Origin of the sequence: Bacteriovorax sp. BAL6_X (genome assembly GCF_000443995.1) — a bacterium.
Lineage (GTDB): Bacteria > Bdellovibrionota > Bacteriovoracia > Bacteriovoracales > Bacteriovoracaceae > Halobacteriovorax_A.
In genome coordinates this window covers 26681-42759 of sequence record NZ_AUMC01000008.1, presented here as the reverse complement: position 1 = coordinate 42759, position 16079 = coordinate 26681, and the positions used below count along the sequence as shown (strand labels likewise).

Sequence of the window (16079 nt, the reverse complement as noted above, 5' to 3'; positions counted from 1 at the left end):
TTAATACTTGAGGGAAATATTGAGGTATTTAAAATAAACTTGGGCCAGAAATAGAATCTAAGTAGCTAATAATTCCTTTGGCCGAATACTTTGCATAGAGATGATGAAACCAATCATCAAGAACTAGAGATGCTTCACTCGAATTAGTTAAAAAGCCGGCCTCTAGTAATATGGAAGGTCTTTTCGAAAGGGCCAAAACATAGAATAGCCCTGGCTTTAGGCCTCGGTCTTTCATTTTATAATTCTTTGTTAAAAGTTTACCTAGTTGATCGTGTACTTGTGTTCCAAGTTTTTTAGATTCTGGTGCAACCCTTTCAACGACTAGATCTGTTAGGATATTATTAATAATCACTTGCTTACCTTCAACGTCTCGATTTTCAACTGCTTCGATCTTGGCGATGGCCGCATCCTGGTGATTATTTAAATAATATGTTTCAAAGCCACTTGAGCTACTATCTTCGGCCGCATTTAAATGAATCGAGATAAAGATATCGGCCTTAATAATATCGGCCATGTCAGCTCTTTTTTGCAGTGATACTGTTTTATCAATTGTTCTTGTTAGATAGGCACGATGCCTCTTAGTTTGATTGATATACTTCTTTAGTTTGAGAGCAATCTTGAGAGCAACATCTTTTTCGCAAATAATATTTAATTTCTTCTTCTTCCATACTTTTGCCTTGGCACCACAGTCCTCTCCACCGTGACCTGGGTCAATTAGGACAGTCGCTGAAAACGTCTGCGTTGTAAGTATTATGGAACAAAGAAGAAATAAGTTTTTAATCATGTATAGTTATTATATGGATAACGTTCTAGCTGTGCAAATGGATTTTATAAAGCTTGTGTATCTTTTGGTCATGAAAGTCCTCTGGTATGCTCCATCTCGTTAGATCCTTGACATCAAAGCTATGTTGAACGCTATCACTCAGTTTGAAGCTACGTAAATTATTTGAAAAATATAGGACACCACCATCATTTAATAGCTTTGAACAGTACTCAACTAACATTTCATGATCTTTTTGTATGTCAAAGACTACATCCATCCTCTTAGACTTTGACATAGAAGGAGGGTCGAGGATGATGATATCAAATTTCTTCTCTTGTTTTTGAGCTTCATCTTTCAAATACTTCAAAACATCCTCTCTGATAAAAGAATGTTTATTGATATCCAATTCATTTAATATAAAATTTTCTTTTGCCCATTCGATGTAGGTATTTGACATATCTACGCTTGTTACTGAGGCCCCAGCATAAGCGCTTGCAACAGATAAGCTGCCTGTATAACAAAAGAGGTTTAAAACCCTCTTTTGTGTAAAATTCTCTTTTGCTAGAAGTTGCCTTAGTGGCCTGTGGTCTAGAAAAAGTCCAGTATCGATATACTTATTTAAAATGAGTTTGAATTTTAGATCGCCTTCTTTAGTAATAAGTGGAGTTTCTCCTTTAGATTTTTCATATTGAAAATTTTGGCCTTGAACCTTTCTCTCCTTAATAAAAATATTCTCTTCATTTATTTGGGTATGTTCTCTTATTGCTTCTATTAAAAGGGGAAGGTGATTCTTGTCTGCATCAATCTTTTCAATACTGCGCTTGTAGATAACGCAATATTGACCGTGAATATCAACGATAAAAGGGAAGTCTGGGATATCACGATCATAGAGTCGAAATGAATCGATATTATTTCTCTTGGCCCATTTCTTCTTATGTCGATAAAGCTTTTTTATACGTCCGTTAATTGCGCTCATAGAGAGGTCCTTTATGGTTTTTAAGCATCTGATATCACAATGATTATGCTTAAATTTTAATATTTTACAAGTGTCCGACTAAAGTGTTCGGTTAAGTTTTCCGTTAAGTATGACGATATTACGAAAGCTTATCAATTTTAACATATATATAATTGATTCACATTTTTTTCGTGAGGAGAGTTTAATGAAATTTATGGGAAGAAGTATGCTTGCGCTTTATGCGTTTGTAGCAATTTCTGGAAGTACTTATGCAAGTATCTTTACTTTTGGCGAGCTATTATTAAAGCCTGTCTCTATCAAATCTAAAATTGTAAAAGAAGGCGTTTCTGGTAGCTCTATTACTAGTTTAAAAGACTCTATTCACAATAGTGTTGCCTCACTTTCACATGGCCATGCAAGCCTAAGTGATGGCCTTACTGCAGTCAAAGTAGATGCAACAAAAGAAGATGCAGCAAAGATTGGTCGTATCCAAGCGGCGTTAAAAATGAACCACGACACAGTAACGGGACAAGAATTCAAGGATATTGTTAATGACCTCGCTTATATTGCTTCTGTTTACGGGGAAGATTCAAGTAAGTTACTTAATTGTTCTTATTGTAAATCTGAACAATTAGCTAGCCTTGGCTTTAAGTCAAATATTACAGTTATTGCTGATCCAAGTTTAAAAAGACTTGTTTCTCGACTTCCTAAAAGTTCTACAGCGATTAGTCGCTATATTAGTAAAATGAGTAGAAAGGGGAATGCGAAAGACATTTCTCGCTACCTAGACTCTGGTGATCGTAAAACACTTGCTCTGTTTATGAGCTTCAATGATCGTGGTGCAAAGAAAGAATATAAGCAATTCTATGAGGCCGTGTCCAAGTATAATTCTGATAAGGCTGGTAATGTGACTTTTGCAGGCCCTACAGCAAAAGCTACTTTTTGGAAAATAATCGACGGTAAATTTTCTCCTCAAAGAGCTGCCAAACTAGCAAAGGCAATTAATGAAGCGGCCAAGAAGCCTGCCTCTAAAAGAGAAGATGAGTTTTATAAGCAGCTTTATAAAATCAGCGATAAAACTCCTGAGACAGCTAATAGTATTGAAGAGTTAAAAGCTAAAAAGTGTTTTTTCAAATAATTAATTTAAGTAATAAAAGATAAAGGTATAGCGTATGAGTGATACTAATAAAAAATTTAAAGATCTTTATTTGCCAGTTCTTGGAACTGTTGCAATTGGGACTGCTGCATTCTTTGGGGTTTCTCAATTAAAGCATGGCGATTATCGAAACCCATCTTCAGATGGAAATTTTAAAACGGCCTATGAGGCCTGGGCCGATCTTCAGTATTCAGGAGCTTCTTATAGTGCGAAGGCACTTCTTGTAGATGATCAAACTCTACCAGGAATGCTTGGAGGTGTTACATACGGTGCGGAAAAAGAAGCTTCTTCTTCTCTTCTTACACGTGTTATGTCGCCATCAACGGCCATCATTAAGAAGAATATTGATACACTCTCTGATGATAATAAAGAATTGTTCTTTCGTGATTTTTTAGAAAATTATGCAAAGGACTCCAATGGTTATCGTACTTATAGAGACGTCACAACTGGTAAGAAAATTGATCTAGCTAGAGATGTTGTGGACGCTGAAGGTAACCCTAAGGTTATTGATCTTACAGAACTTAAGGCCACTGATGTTAAAACAGCTGATTTAGCTACTTTAGAAAAAGTTTTCTATAATCTTTTTGAGCAAATGGAAGATCGTGCAATGACTTTCATTAAGCCGACTGTTAGGCGTAAGTTTTTTACTGGAAACCTTCCTGGACTTCCAAAGATTGTTAAGCCTGTAAACGGAGGGTGGTATAGCAAACCACATAAATTTCTTGGTAACAAGCAAGACTACCGTGAGTGGAAGCCTAACTTTGGTAAGGCCGAAAGATTCCTAACAGATGCCCATGGTCACGGTGGTGGTAATGGCGGTTGGGAGATTAACTTCAAGGCCCAAGACACTTATGGTGAATTTGAAGAAATGGTTGCATGGTTTAGAGAGTCACTTTCTCAAGTCGTGCGTGATCCTTTAACTGGCAAGAATAAGGTTCAATTATTCCAGGCGCCTGGTCACCAAAGAATTGTTTTTAGAAAACATCCTGATCTTGATGAAGGAAAGCTTTCTGAGTTTTACCGTGCAATACAATCTTATATTGTTTTAAATGGTATTAAAGGAAACTCTGGAATCGAGTTTGCAAATTATAAAGGTGTACAGCCGGAATCAAACCTTACTAATCTCTACCACGGTGGACGTGGGGTAATTAGACCAGATGATCAATGGAAACCATGGGTGCAGAGCACTGGTGGTTTAGGGATTGAGTTTAGGGCAGGTACGAAAAACCTTGCACCAGCTAGATTCTATCAAACTACTCTAGCTGCTCGTATTGGGGCCAATGACTTTAGTGGAATTGCAAGTATTTCTGACTATAACTTAAATAGTGCTGAGTTTAGAAACTCTGAAAGTATTGCATCGCGCTTTGGTATTGAGATCGATGTTGTTAACCAAGCACTCGATAATATGCAAAAGGCCGGAATTAAGGCCGACTACCGTGTGATGTTCTGGGGATGGACTGAACCTGAAGTTGCTTTTATTGGTGATACAAAAAGAGAGATCATTAAAAATCTTGTTAAAGATTATACGCAAAAAGTTGCTCTTCTTGATCCGAATATGTCTCAAGAGCAGTTAAAGAAAGAAATTCGTGAAATGAATCGTACATGGGTTTCAGCATCAAAACTAATTGATGATCTTGAAGCTTATATGCGTCCTAAGAAGATGGATTATAATGAGCTTACAATGGATTTTAAGGCCAATGTTAATGCTCCTAATAGAGTCGCAAACCCGGTTGATGTTAATCAAATCGATCTTGGTATCGAGTACTCTGGTAAATTTCCTTTAAGGCTTAAGTCGATTACATCTCCTGAGCGTCTAGAAGATGGCAAGCGTGCTTGGGTGCAGACTATTATTGACCTATCATCTGAAGAGCGTGAAGCAATCATTAAACGAGTTGCTCAAGATCTTTATAATGAAATAGGTGGTGAAGAAGGAGAGGCTCCTGTTAAGTTAGAAGTTGACGGGCACGGGCACGGACTTGATGTTGCCTATGCAATCCGTGACAATAAAGGGCGTAAGTGGCAAGTTGAGTGGGATGGAATTGGACGCTCTTATACTCCATCTGGTGAGATCATTGCTGATTCTCCGCGTGGGGGAACAATAGAGCTAATTACTCCAAAGTTTACGCCTACAATTGAAGAAGTTTCTTCAGTATATAGAGCTTTTGAGAAGAATAATGTACTACCTTCTCTAATGGCCGGCGGTGGACACGTAAATATTGACCTTGCTGCATTTGATGGTAATCCTAAAGCACTTGCAAGATTCTTAACAATCTTTCATGAGCATAGAGGAATCATTTCATTAATGTTCCAACATATTAATCGTACCCACACATCTGAGCCTGTTGAAGTCAGTGAAACATTAAGAAAAGCACTGAAAGATTTTAATGGGACTGAGGAAGAACTTAAGAAGCTTCTTTATAATGAAAGGTATTTTAACACTCGTTTTGGACGTAAGACTCGTTATATCCAGCTTGATGTTTCAGCTTATTTCCAGGATGTTATTCCTGAAGAATTTGTTACAGATGACTTTGATATTTCAAATCCAACTGTTGACTGGAGAAGAACATTTAGAGTTGATCCTAAAATTAGAAAGGCCGAATTTAGAATGTTCAATGCTCCACGTGATGCAGCTGAATCAGCAATGCAGATTCAGTTAGTAAGAGCAATGCTTGATAAGGCGCTAAATAGTACTGAAGAGTTAACAGGTGAAGTTGATAAGACTACGCACGTTGATTATGTGAAAAAGCCACAAATGGCAGAAGATGATCTGAAGAAGTTATGTGATGACCTAGGGTTAGATATAAATCAATTCCGTACTGCTACAATGGAAGGTTTATCAATCTCACAACTAGAGTCTCAAAAAGTGTTCTTTAGAAGTATTGATGAAAAAATGGCCATTCATCCAAATCAATCAGGTTGGGGAAAGGCCGTTGCAGCAAGAAGTGCTGAGAATGCACTTAATTCAACTGGAAGAGAATGGACACCAGGGCCTGCAGATGAGTTAAATACGATGAATAATGATCACCGTATCCGCGCAGCTCTGACTGCTCAAGAGATGAGACAAGAGATTGTTCCAGCTCGAGAGCTCCCAGGTGAATTTGTTCGAACTAATAGTTGTGAAGAATTGTTAAACGAAATTTTATAGAAAAGAAAAGGGCCTCGATTGAGGCCTTTTTTTATGCTTGTAATTCTTGAATATAATCCATAAAGACTTGATGACGAATTGGCTTATAGAGAATGTCATGAGCACCTAACTCTTTTACTTCATCAAGAGAGACTTCTTGGTGGGCCGTCACAAAAATAAATTTTTTAAAGTCTAGGCCTTCGATTATTAAATTTTTTAAGAAGTCGATACCATTCATTTTAGGCATACGTATATCTGAAAAAATAAAATCAAATTTTCCATTTTTTACTTTTTCAAGGGCCTCTTCACCATTATAGGCGACTTCATAATCGAGACCGATACGATCAAACATATATTGATAGAGCTCTACTAATTCAACTTCATCTTCGACAAATAAAAATTTCAATCTAAAAATCCTGTTGTGCTGTGTTGCCTTAACGACAATACATCATAGTTAATTTTTATTTGTTTATCAAGTAATTTAGTTTGACTGATTTAACTATTTGAAATCATTTGTCTTAAAAAACTCTACATCCTCAAATTTTTCCGTCGCAAGTTTTAAATCCCACTCTGTACGGTAAATAAAGCACGGACGATCTTTAATATCAAAGGCGATATTAGCACTATAACGTGAGATGAACTCATCCTTAATCTTTTCACTCGGGAATTTTATCCATCTAATTCCGTTATATGGAAAACCTTCGTATTCACCTTTTACATTATATTCATCTTCAAGACGACGTTGGACAACTTCAAACTGAAGAGCTCCAACGGCACCAAGAATTTTTTCAGTAGAGTTGTGACGTCTAAATAGCTGAACTGAACCTTCTTCTGAAAGTTGTTGTAGGCCTTTGTCGAGTTGCTTTCCTTTCATTGGATCTTTTAGAAGTACTCGTTTAAATAACTCTGGCGCAAAGCTTGGTATGCCTGTAAATTGCATAATCTCACCTTCAGTGAAGGTATCTCCAATTTGTAGTTTTCCTGAGTCATGGATACCAATAATATCACCTGGGATAGCGTACTCTGTGATCTCACGATCCTGAGCTTGAAAGATGAGTGGTGTTGCAATTTTTATTTCTTTGCCTGTTCTTGCTAGAGTAACTTTTTGTCCTCTTTCAAAACGCCCTGAGCAAACGCGAATAAAGGCCACGCGGTCACGATGCTTCTTATCCATATTGGCCTGAATTTTAAAAACAAAACCACTAAATTTTTTCTCGCTAGGGTCAACACTACGGGTTTCGCCATTTTCAATTGGGGCAGTGATTACTTCTCGTTTTCCAGGCCCTGGTGCATACCTTGAAAAAGTATCGAGTACCTCTTTTACTCCAAAGTTATTAAGTGCTGAACCAAAGTACATTGGAGTCATTATACCAGCAAGAAACTCTTCTTCATTGAACTCTGGCATAAGTTCACTAATCATCATGAGGTCTTCTTCGAGTTTTTCTAAAAGGGCCTCTCCAACAAATTCTTTAATATGAGATGCACTTAAGTCACTGGCATCTATGATCTTTGGGCTAAATGGGTCTTCAGCGTCTTTAAAACTCATGATCGTTTTATTTCTAAGGTCGTACACACCTTTGAAGTCGACACCTGAGCCAATAGGCCATGTCATCGGGACACATTGAATTGAACATGTTTTTTCGACATCATCAATTAATTCAAATGGATCAAGTGCATCGCGGTCAAATTTATTACAGAAAGAAACGATCGGAGTGTCGCGCATACGACAAACTTCCATTAATTTCTTAGTCTGAGTTTCAACACCCTTGGCAGAGTCAATCATCATAAGAACACTCTCAACTGCCGTAAGTGTACGGTATGTATCTTCAGAGAAATCCTTGTGGCCTGGAGTATCAAGAAGGTGCATGGCACGTTCGTTATATGGAAAAGACATTACAGAGGATGTAATTGAAATTCCACGCTCTTTTTCCATTTCCATCCAGTCAGATTTTGCGTAATTACCTTGCTTACTCTTAACCATACCTACGCTTCGAACAACTTGACCAAACCATAAAAGCTTTTCTGTCATTGTTGTTTTACCCGCATCTGGGTGAGAAATAATAGCAAAGGTCGCTCTTTTTAAATCTTCCATTAAGTCTGTTTCCTAATTTTATAAATTTATGATGCGAAACTGTAACATAGTGTTAATAAATTGAATAGCTTAACTCAAATCTTATTTATTTTTTAAATTTACTTTGTTGAGTCCTTTGTGCATACTTGTGTCAATAAAAATTCTGTAGAGTAGTCAATAATGATAACAATTTAAGGAGTACTGATGAAAGGTTTAAAGTCTTTAATTGGTCTTGTTTGTGTAGGTGCTGTTACAATTAGTACTCATGCTGCGAAGAAACCAAATTTTTTGATTATCTGGGGTGATGATATTGGTGTTGAAAATATATCAGCCTACAGCCATGGTATCATGGGGTACAAGACTCCAAATATCGATCGTATAGCCAAAGAAGGGATGATGTTCACAGACTATTATGCTGAACAATCATGTACGGCAGGCCGTTCGGCCTTTATTACTGGTCAAGCAACTCTAAGAACAGGGCTTTCTAAAGTAGGTCTACCTGGTGCTAAAGCAGGTCTACAAGATCGAGATATTACAATCGCAGAAGTTCTAAAGACGCAAGGCTATGTTACCGGTCAATTTGGTAAGAATCACCTTGGAGATCGTGATGAATTTCTTCCAACAAGACATGGATTTGATGAATTCTATGGAAACCTTTATCACCTAAATGCCGAAGAAGAGCCAGAAGATCCAGACTATCCAAAAGATAAGGCATTCAAAAAGAAATTTGGTCCACGTGGAGTTCTCCATTCATTTGCTGATGGAAAAGTAAAGGATACTGGTCCTCTCACCAAAAAGAGAATGGAAACGGTTGATGAGGATATCGTTAATCGTTCGATTAAATTTATCACAAATGCTGCTAAGAAAAAGAAGCCATTCTTTGTTTGGGTTAATACAACTGGTATGCATTATCGTACACATCCACGTCCTGAAGCTAAAGGTCTTTCTGGGCAAGGTGATTATAACGATGTATTTGTTCAGCACGATATGTACGTTGGCCGTTTACTAGATTCACTAGAGAAGAATAAAGTAAAGGATAATACTTTTGTTATGTACTCAACTGACAATGGAGTTCATTACAATACCTGGCCAGATGCTGGTATTACAAAGTTTAGATCAGAAAAGAATACGAACTGGGAAGGAGCATACCGAGTTCCGGCCCTTGTAATGTTCCCAGGTAAAATCAAGGCCGGAGAAGTTTCAAATGAAATCGTATCGAGTCTTGATTGGATGCCAACAATTGCGACATGGGCCGGTGTTAAAAACCTAAAGAAAGATCTACTCAAAGGTAAGAGAATCGGCAAGAAGAAAGCTAAGCTTCATCTTGATGGATATGATTTATCAAGATACCTCGAAGGTAAGCAGAAGAAATCGCCTCGTAAAGAGTTTATCTACTTAGATGATCAAGGGGTCCCTGTTGCAGTTCGTATGGGGGATTGGAAAGTGGTCTTTTCTGAACAAAGAGCAAAGACAATGGCCCTTTGGGCAGAGCCTTTTGTTGACCTTCGCGTTTCTAAAGTATTTAACCTTCGTCGTGATCCTTATGAGAGAGCAGACCAGAATTCTAATACATACTGGGACTGGATGCAGTATAAAGCGGCCTACGTGTATATGGCCATGGATGTTACAGCTAAGTTCCTCGATACGTTTAAGAAATATCCAGCAAGTCAAACTGCTGACTCGTGGAGCATGAAGGATATTACAAAAAATATTCTTCAACATAATAAAAAGAAATAACTAACTTTCATGTGGCGAACCGCTGGTTCGCCATACATATTTTTGGATTAATCATGTCTGTTATTAATGAATTTCACAATATACAAACTCAATTAAATAACCGAATTATTGGCCAAGAAGAGATAGTTGAAAAGATTATTCTTGCTGTTCTTTGTAATGGAAATGTTCTCCTCGAAGGAAATCCTGGAACTGGTAAAACTACTACAGTTAAACATCTTGCGAGTCTAATTGGCGCTAATTTAGGTCGTATTCAATTTACACCTGATCTACTTCCATCTGACGTTGTAGGTTCGGAGTTGTACTTAACTGATGAGTCAGGCAAGGGACATATCGAATTTAGTAAAGGTCCTGTTTTTAACAACCTTCTTTTGGCCGATGAAATTAACCGTGCTCCTTCGAAAGTACAATCAGCTCTACTCGAGGCGATGGAAGAGAGACAAGTAACGGTTAATGGCCTGACATATAAATTACCGCAACTCTTTATGGTTCTAGCAACCCAAAACCCAATTGAACAAGATGGGACTTATCCACTTCCTGAAGCACAATTAGATCGTTTCATATTCAAACTCATTTTAAATTATCCGAGTAAAGAAAATGAGATGAAGATTATGCAATTAATTAGGGAGCAATATCAAGCACCAGAAGTTAGAAGCATTATTAATGAAGAAACTATTTTTTCTGCAAGAAACGAAATTCAAAAGATTAAGACATCCCCATCTATTGATCAGTATATTGTCGATATAGTTGATGCAACAAGAAGTAGTAATAAACTTCCAATAGAGACACAAAAGTACCTCTCGATGGGCCTAAGTACACGTACATCATTGTCTCTAGATATAGCTGCTAAAGCAAAGGCGTGGCTCTCTGGTAGTGAATTTGTTAACCCTGATCATATTAGGTCTATTATAAAACCTGTACTTAGACACCGTTTATATATCAGTTATGAGGCCATAGCAGATGGTGTGTCGGCAGATAATATCATTGATCAGATCATCGACTCAGTCGCTATTTTGTAATTAATAATGATTCAACAAAACTCGATTTATATTTCTAAGAACTACCTTATGGGACTTAAGTCTAAGGCCGTTAATTTTCGTACTTTTGTCGATCGACCAATTCGCAATAATTTTGTCGGCCGTTTTAGCTCTAAAGTCAAAGGACAAGGTTTGATCTTTGAAGAGATGGATAATTATCGACTAGGTGACGATATTAGAAATATGAACTGGAGGCTTAGTCAAAAGCTTTCTCGGCCAATAGTAAAACGATTTACTGAAGATAAGGAGCGACCTGTCTACCTTGTAGTGGATCAGAGTTCGACTATGTTCTTTGGTTCTACCTATAAATTGAAATCTGTTGTCGCCTGTGAATTGGCGACGATTTCATACTGGAGTGTTGTGGGAAATCAAGATCCCGTTGGTGCGTTTCTTATATCTAATGATGGACATACTTTTATTAAAGCTACAAAATCAACAAATAAGTCGATGGCCATTCTAAGTGAACTTGAGGCCGCGAATCGAAAGCTTGATCTTAACTGCTTGTCAAATAAAGTAGTATTTGTAGAAGAAGCGCTTAAGAGGCTTAGGCATGAAGTAAGTCAAAACTCGTTAATCATCTTTATTTCTGATTTCTTAGAATTTAACGAAGAAGCATTTTCTCAGTTAAAAATGCTTGCGAGTAAGCATGAGTTAGTCATAGGTCATATTGTTGATCAAAATGAAGAGAGGCTTCCCGCCGTCAGTAATTTTGTAATTTCTAATAGCAAGAGAGAGATCTCAATTAATTCTAGAGATCAGAAATTAAGAAATAAATATAAAGAGAATTGGGATGGCCATGTCAATAGACTTTACGAAATATGTCGTAAGTTATCATTTCCTATTTTTACCATTAATACTCATGAAGATATTTTTACTCAATTAAAACAGAGGCGCTTTCATGAGTAAGGCCACTGAAACGATTAATCATGAATATTTTGGAAATCTCTCAATAAAGGGAATTAAAGAAATAGAAGTTAATATGAAACCTGTTTCGATGGCCCCTAAGACTTGGGGATGGTCAGTTTTATCCTTAATTGCTATTGGCCTAATTTTCTATTACATCTATAAAACGCTCTTATACTACAAGAAATATGGAGCTTATGTCAGAGTCTATAAAGGCCTATCAAATGACGATACTATTCAGGATATTTATCTTCTTTATAAAAAAATTTCAAAATTACGTTTCGACTATCGCATTGATGACAGTTTCTTAATAAATTCAGCTATTGGAGAGTATTCTCTGGCCGAACAGGAAAGCTTAAATAAATATCTGTATTATTCTCTTACTTTAGAAAAAAGAGTAGAAGAGAGCTTAAAAAAAAGGATGCTCTACGATATTGGTCTTACGTTAAAAGATCTAAGGAGAAATCATGATTAGTTTTGATTATCCTATGCTCTTCTTAATTGTAGTACTTCCTATTTTTGTGCACTTTCTGATAAGGCCATTTCAGATACGTCAAACATCAGTACGTGTTTCTTTTTTTAATATTGTTGCTCAGTCATTTAGCGATAAACAAAGCTTACATAATATTAGAAAAAGAAAAACTATTCAAACCTCATTATTGATTGTGTCTTGGGTTTTATTTTGTGTTGCTCTTGCAAGACCAGTGATGAGCGGGAAGGAAATTGTTAAAAATATCTCGTCTAAAAGCTTTTATATTGCTCTTGATTTATCTGGCTCAATGAATTTTGAAGATACTCAAAGTGGTCAGACAAGGCTAGATGTTGCTAAAAAGAATATTGTTAAATTTATTAATGAAAGAAAGGACGATTATTTAGGTCTTGTCGTGTTTGGAGACTCTGCCTATCTACAAGCTCCATTGACAAATGATAGAGAGTCCTTGATCTCACTCGTTAATCAATCTAAAGTTGGTATGGCCGGGCTAAGTACTCATTTAGGAGATGCTATAGGGTTAGGGATAAAACGTTTTCGTGGATTAAAGATGAAAGAACGTGTTCTCGTATTACTAACGGATGGTAACGATACCGGAAGTGATATTCGTCCAATTGATGCTGCTAAGATTGCTCGAAGTGAAAATATTAAGATCTATGTCTTGGGCTATGGTGATCCTAAGACAGTAGGTGAAAATAGCCTTGATACTAATACGCTAAAAGAAATTTCTCGACTTACCAATGGACGTTTTTACTTGCCTAGCGATGAAAAACAGCTTGAACAGGCATTTAAAGATATTAGCTCAATTGAAGTACAAGAGATGACGAGATTAACGTTTCTGCCAAAGTATGATCTCTTCTTTATCCCAATTGTTATAATATTATTAATCTATTTGATGACTATTCTTATTATTCTTATCCGCCGCTTTCTTTTACAAAGGAGCGCAAATGTATGAAGCTTTAATGAATATTCAATCATTTTCTCTAAGGTTGATTACTAATATTGATGATTTTCACTTTATAAGGCCCTGGTGGTTAATTCTTCTTCTTTTCGTTACTATATTTTGCTACTTATATCTTAGAAGTAAGAGGATGGGGGAGTTACGTAACTTCTTTAGCGCTGACATATTTAATGCTCTGGTTGTTAAACAAAGAGGTGAGCTTCTAAAAGACCCCCAACTATGGGCACTTGCACTTGCTACTGTCTTAATCATCGCAGTAAGTGGACCTACTTTTGAAAAAGTTCGAACTTCCTTTGATGAGAATGAGTCGAAAACTCTCTTAGTAATTAACCTTTCACAAAGTATGGATGCGATAGATGTGGCCCCCTCTCGTATTGACAGAGCAAAGATTAAGATAATTGATCTTTTAAAATTAAATCAAGGTCCACTCTTTTCTCTTGTTGTAACTGGAGGGGATTCTTTTGAAATTCTTCCTTACACAAGAGATTTTAATATATTAGAGAATTTTATTTCGGCACTTGATACTTCCTTAGTGCCAAATGATCTTTTAAATTTTTCAACTCTTAATGAAAGGTTATTGAATTCATTTACCCCAGGTGCTCAAGCTCAGAATATGATTCTAATTTCTGATCAAATAGATGAAAGTTCAATTCCTATCTTGTCAAAGAATCTAACTGATCTTGATGTAAATCTAATTGTATATGGAGTTGGGAAAGAAGAAGTAGAGTTAGAAAATAATACTTTCTATTCAGGTCATTTAAAAAAGTTGGCCACAATTACTGGTGGTAAGTTTATCGAATACAGTGATGATAATAGTGATATCGTACAAATAAGTGCTCATTTGAAAAGTTATTACCCTTTGGACCGCAATGAAAATCTTCCGTGGCATGATTTAGGCTATTACTTACTCTTTTTTGCGTTGATACCATTTGTAATGTACTTTAGACGTGGATGGATTGCAGTTATCCATTGTTATATTCTATTTGTTTGCATAAATCCTTCAAATGCAAAAGCGTATATTTTACTTGACCCTTTTATGACTGCTGACCAGCAAGGCGCCCTTTTTTTTAAGTTGGGTGATTATAGAAAGGCCGCGATCGAGTATGAGAATCAATATAATAAGGCCGTCTCATATTACTTGGCCGAAGACTTTAAAAATGCTCAACTTTATTTTTCTCAACTTAATGATCCGGCATCAAAATTTGCAAACGCTAACTCTATAGCACATATGGGATACTATCTTTCTGCCCAAGTTGAATATGAAAAAATAATTAAAATGGGTGGGCCGTATGCCAAATATGCTATGGTGAATGCTGAGATCATGAAAAAGCTTGTTGCTGAAATTGATGCAACAAGTTCTGCGCAGAGGGCCGAAGGTGATGAGAAAGCAAAACTATACCGTGAGAAATTCAAAGTCTCACGTGGAGCAGAAGTACTAGATAGAAAAAAACAAGATATTGATGAGTCAAATAAAGTATTAAATATTGACTTGTGGATTAATAAGGTTCACTCGCCCCTTCGAGACTTTATAGCACGAAAAATCGAAATAATATCTCAGGATAATGAAGAGGTAATTGATGATTAAATTAATAACTCTCATTCTCCTTTCTTTCTTGATGCTTTCAAAATATCAAGTCTACGCTGGTGAAAATATTCATGATTATATTGCTTCTGGAGAAGTTAATTTCAAATTTTCCACCAGTGGTGATTTGAAGATTGTTCCTAAACAATTGGTTGTTTTTGACCTCTTAATCAACTACCGTCGCAACCTAGAAGTAAGTGTCTCTGTTTTAGATATTCAATTCTCTAGAGGCCTTGCTACGCAACAGTCGTCAAGAGAACATTTCATAAGAACTTCAGGCCAATTTCTTGAAAAATCTCAGAGTATACAAGTTTTTCCTAGCTATAGTGGAGACCAACAAGTTGAAGGGGTTAAGTTAGGTGTTATAATTCGTAACAAAGAAACAAATCGTGTTAGTCGGAGTGAACTTATTATTGATGGCCCTCAATTCTCAGTTGAGGCAGTTGATAAAGATTATGATTTTGTCGCAAATAATGTTGAAGAAAGCCTGATTTTATTAGGTGAAAAAACAAAAGGACAAGATGCATTCGTTTACGAGTATAAGATTGAGGCACATAATACAAGTGTTGCTCTCATTCCTGAGTTTCGATTTGAAAAACAGGATAACGTTTTCTTTTATTATGATATCTTAGAAAAGACTGATCGATTTGATCGCGGGGCAGCTAAGTCTATCTTAAGACAAAAGATTACTGTCATCTTTAATCGTGGTGGCAACGTTAAACTTAACCCTTCTAAAATTCATTTTTATGATCTAGAGAATATGGAGGTCGCTTCAAGCGAGCTCGTAGAATTATCTGTTAAACTAGGTGGATTCTACTTATCTAATAAGCTAAAATTATCTATTGTTGCTATAGTCATTGTTATAGTATTTCTCTTTTATTTGATAAGACTAAACCTTGAATCATTTCTTTATTTTTATCACTCCATTCGCCAAGATCTAGAAAGTCGTCGTATATTAAAAAAAATTATCAATAATCGTGATTCAGCTGGTCTTATTAACTACTTATATCGATTTGCGCATGAGGCCAACGAGCTCTCTCTAATTTCATTCTTCAAAAAATATGATATTGATGGCGCTAGTATCTCTAATGAAGAGGCCGTTGTTGGTTTGAAACTTCTTTATACTGATCTTTTTTCAGGGAGTAGGCCTTCAGAGGATTATTGGCCATTCTTTAGAAAATTAACGCTAAAGAAAACCTTGTTGAAGGACAGATTTAAGTATGAGAATAGAATAAGTGAGCTCAACTAGTGTATAATTTACTAAATTTGTTTTTCCTATCCATTATAACTCTTTTAATAACTT

At 36.4% G+C, this 16079-nt stretch carries 13 protein-coding genes; 9 read left to right on the top strand and 4 right to left on the bottom strand.

Annotation, left to right across the window (positions count from 1 at the left end; translation table 11 throughout):
• Positions 1–28: 28 nt before the first annotated feature.
• Together M902_RS07590 and M902_RS07585 are read right to left on the bottom strand one after the other, a co-directional pair.
• Positions 29–784, bottom strand: a complete 756-nt coding sequence (locus M902_RS07590) for an N-acetylmuramoyl-L-alanine amidase (RefSeq protein ID WP_021267290.1) — start codon at positions 782–784, stop codon at positions 29–31.
• Between the two features lie 25 nt (positions 785–809).
• A complete protein-coding gene (locus M902_RS07585; protein ID WP_021267257.1) occupies positions 810–1739 on the bottom strand; it encodes a class I SAM-dependent methyltransferase in 930 nt (309 codons plus the stop codon).
• Between the two features lie 184 nt (positions 1740–1923).
• Here M902_RS07585 and M902_RS07580 point away from each other — a divergent pair, with 184 nt between their 5' ends.
• Together M902_RS07580 and M902_RS07575 are read left to right on the top strand one after the other, a co-directional pair.
• On the top strand, positions 1924–2856 hold the full coding sequence (locus tag M902_RS07580) for a hypothetical protein (RefSeq protein WP_021267297.1): 933 nt from the start codon (positions 1924–1926) through the stop codon (positions 2854–2856).
• Between the two features lie 34 nt (positions 2857–2890).
• Complete coding sequence (locus M902_RS07575; RefSeq protein ID WP_021267395.1) at positions 2891–6019, top strand: amidoligase family protein; 3129 nt, start codon at positions 2891–2893, stop codon at positions 6017–6019.
• Positions 6020–6050: 31 nt separating this feature from the next.
• Here M902_RS07575 and M902_RS07570 read toward each other — a convergent pair whose 3' ends face one another.
• Both M902_RS07570 and M902_RS07565 read right to left on the bottom strand, forming a co-directional pair.
• Complete coding sequence (locus tag M902_RS07570; protein WP_021267311.1) at positions 6051–6404, bottom strand: response regulator; 354 nt, start codon at positions 6402–6404, stop codon at positions 6051–6053.
• A gap of 93 nt (positions 6405–6497) precedes the next feature.
• On the bottom strand, positions 6498–8090 hold the full coding sequence (locus M902_RS07565) for a peptide chain release factor 3 (protein ID WP_021267182.1): 1593 nt from the start codon (positions 8088–8090) through the stop codon (positions 6498–6500).
• 183 nt (positions 8091–8273) lie between these two features.
• Between M902_RS07565 and M902_RS07560 the strand changes: the two genes are divergently transcribed.
• From M902_RS07560 to M902_RS07530, 7 genes are read left to right on the top strand one after another with little or no spacing between them, the layout of a single operon-like run.
• Positions 8274–9806 carry an arylsulfatase gene (locus M902_RS07560; protein ID WP_021267301.1) on the top strand — a complete coding sequence of 511 codons (1533 nt, stop codon included), beginning with the start codon at positions 8274–8276 and terminating at the stop codon, positions 9804–9806.
• Between the two features lie 53 nt (positions 9807–9859).
• Positions 9860–10822, top strand: coding sequence for a MoxR family ATPase (locus tag M902_RS07555; RefSeq protein WP_021267321.1), 963 nt, complete (start codon positions 9860–9862; stop codon positions 10820–10822).
• A 6-nt stretch (positions 10823–10828) separates the two neighbouring features.
• Positions 10829–11746, top strand: coding sequence for a DUF58 domain-containing protein (locus tag M902_RS07550; RefSeq protein ID WP_021267397.1), 918 nt, complete (start codon positions 10829–10831; stop codon positions 11744–11746).
• Positions 11739–12218 (top strand): hypothetical protein, encoded by a 480-nt coding sequence (locus tag M902_RS07545; protein WP_021267286.1) that lies wholly within the window; start codon positions 11739–11741, stop codon positions 12216–12218. Before M902_RS07550 ends, M902_RS07545 begins: the two co-directional genes overlap by 8 nt.
• The gene (locus M902_RS07540; protein WP_021267170.1) at positions 12211–13188 is read left to right on the top strand and encodes a VWA domain-containing protein; all 978 of its coding nucleotides are present in this window, start codon (positions 12211–12213) and stop codon (positions 13186–13188) included. Before M902_RS07545 ends, M902_RS07540 begins: the two co-directional genes overlap by 8 nt.
• A complete protein-coding gene (locus tag M902_RS07535; protein WP_021267383.1) occupies positions 13181–14779 on the top strand; it encodes a VWA domain-containing protein in 1599 nt (532 codons plus the stop codon). Before M902_RS07540 ends, M902_RS07535 begins: the two co-directional genes overlap by 8 nt.
• Positions 14772–16025, top strand: coding sequence for a hypothetical protein (locus M902_RS07530; RefSeq protein WP_021267362.1), 1254 nt, complete (start codon positions 14772–14774; stop codon positions 16023–16025). The genes M902_RS07535 and M902_RS07530 overlap by 8 nt, the downstream gene beginning before the upstream one ends.
• Positions 16026–16079: the final 54 nt, after the last annotated feature.

Bases quoted from the DNA above. Each gene is read 5' to 3' on its own strand.
- M902_RS07575 (WP_021267395.1), top strand. From the start codon at position 2,891: ATGAGTGATACTAATAAAAAATTTAAAGATCTTTATTTGCCAGTTCTT.
- M902_RS07585 (WP_021267257.1), bottom strand. From the start codon at position 1,739: ATGAGCGCAATTAACGGACGTATAAAAAAGCTTTATCGACATAAGAAG.
- M902_RS07555 (WP_021267321.1), top strand. From the start codon at position 9,860: ATGTCTGTTATTAATGAATTTCACAATATACAAACTCAATTAAATAAC.
- M902_RS07580 (WP_021267297.1), top strand. From the start codon at position 1,924: ATGAAATTTATGGGAAGAAGTATGCTTGCGCTTTATGCGTTTGTAGCA.
- M902_RS07535 (WP_021267383.1), top strand. From the start codon at position 13,181: ATGTATGAAGCTTTAATGAATATTCAATCATTTTCTCTAAGGTTGATT.
- M902_RS07590 (WP_021267290.1), bottom strand. From the start codon at position 784: ATGATTAAAAACTTATTTCTTCTTTGTTCCATAATACTTACAACGCAG.
- M902_RS07545 (WP_021267286.1), top strand. From the start codon at position 11,739: ATGAGTAAGGCCACTGAAACGATTAATCATGAATATTTTGGAAATCTC.
- M902_RS07560 (WP_021267301.1), top strand. From the start codon at position 8,274: ATGAAAGGTTTAAAGTCTTTAATTGGTCTTGTTTGTGTAGGTGCTGTT.
- M902_RS07530 (WP_021267362.1), top strand. From the start codon at position 14,772: ATGATTAAATTAATAACTCTCATTCTCCTTTCTTTCTTGATGCTTTCA.
- M902_RS07565 (WP_021267182.1), bottom strand. From the start codon at position 8,090: ATGGAAGATTTAAAAAGAGCGACCTTTGCTATTATTTCTCACCCAGAT.
- M902_RS07540 (WP_021267170.1), top strand. From the start codon at position 12,211: ATGATTAGTTTTGATTATCCTATGCTCTTCTTAATTGTAGTACTTCCT.
- M902_RS07550 (WP_021267397.1), top strand. From the start codon at position 10,829: ATGATTCAACAAAACTCGATTTATATTTCTAAGAACTACCTTATGGGA.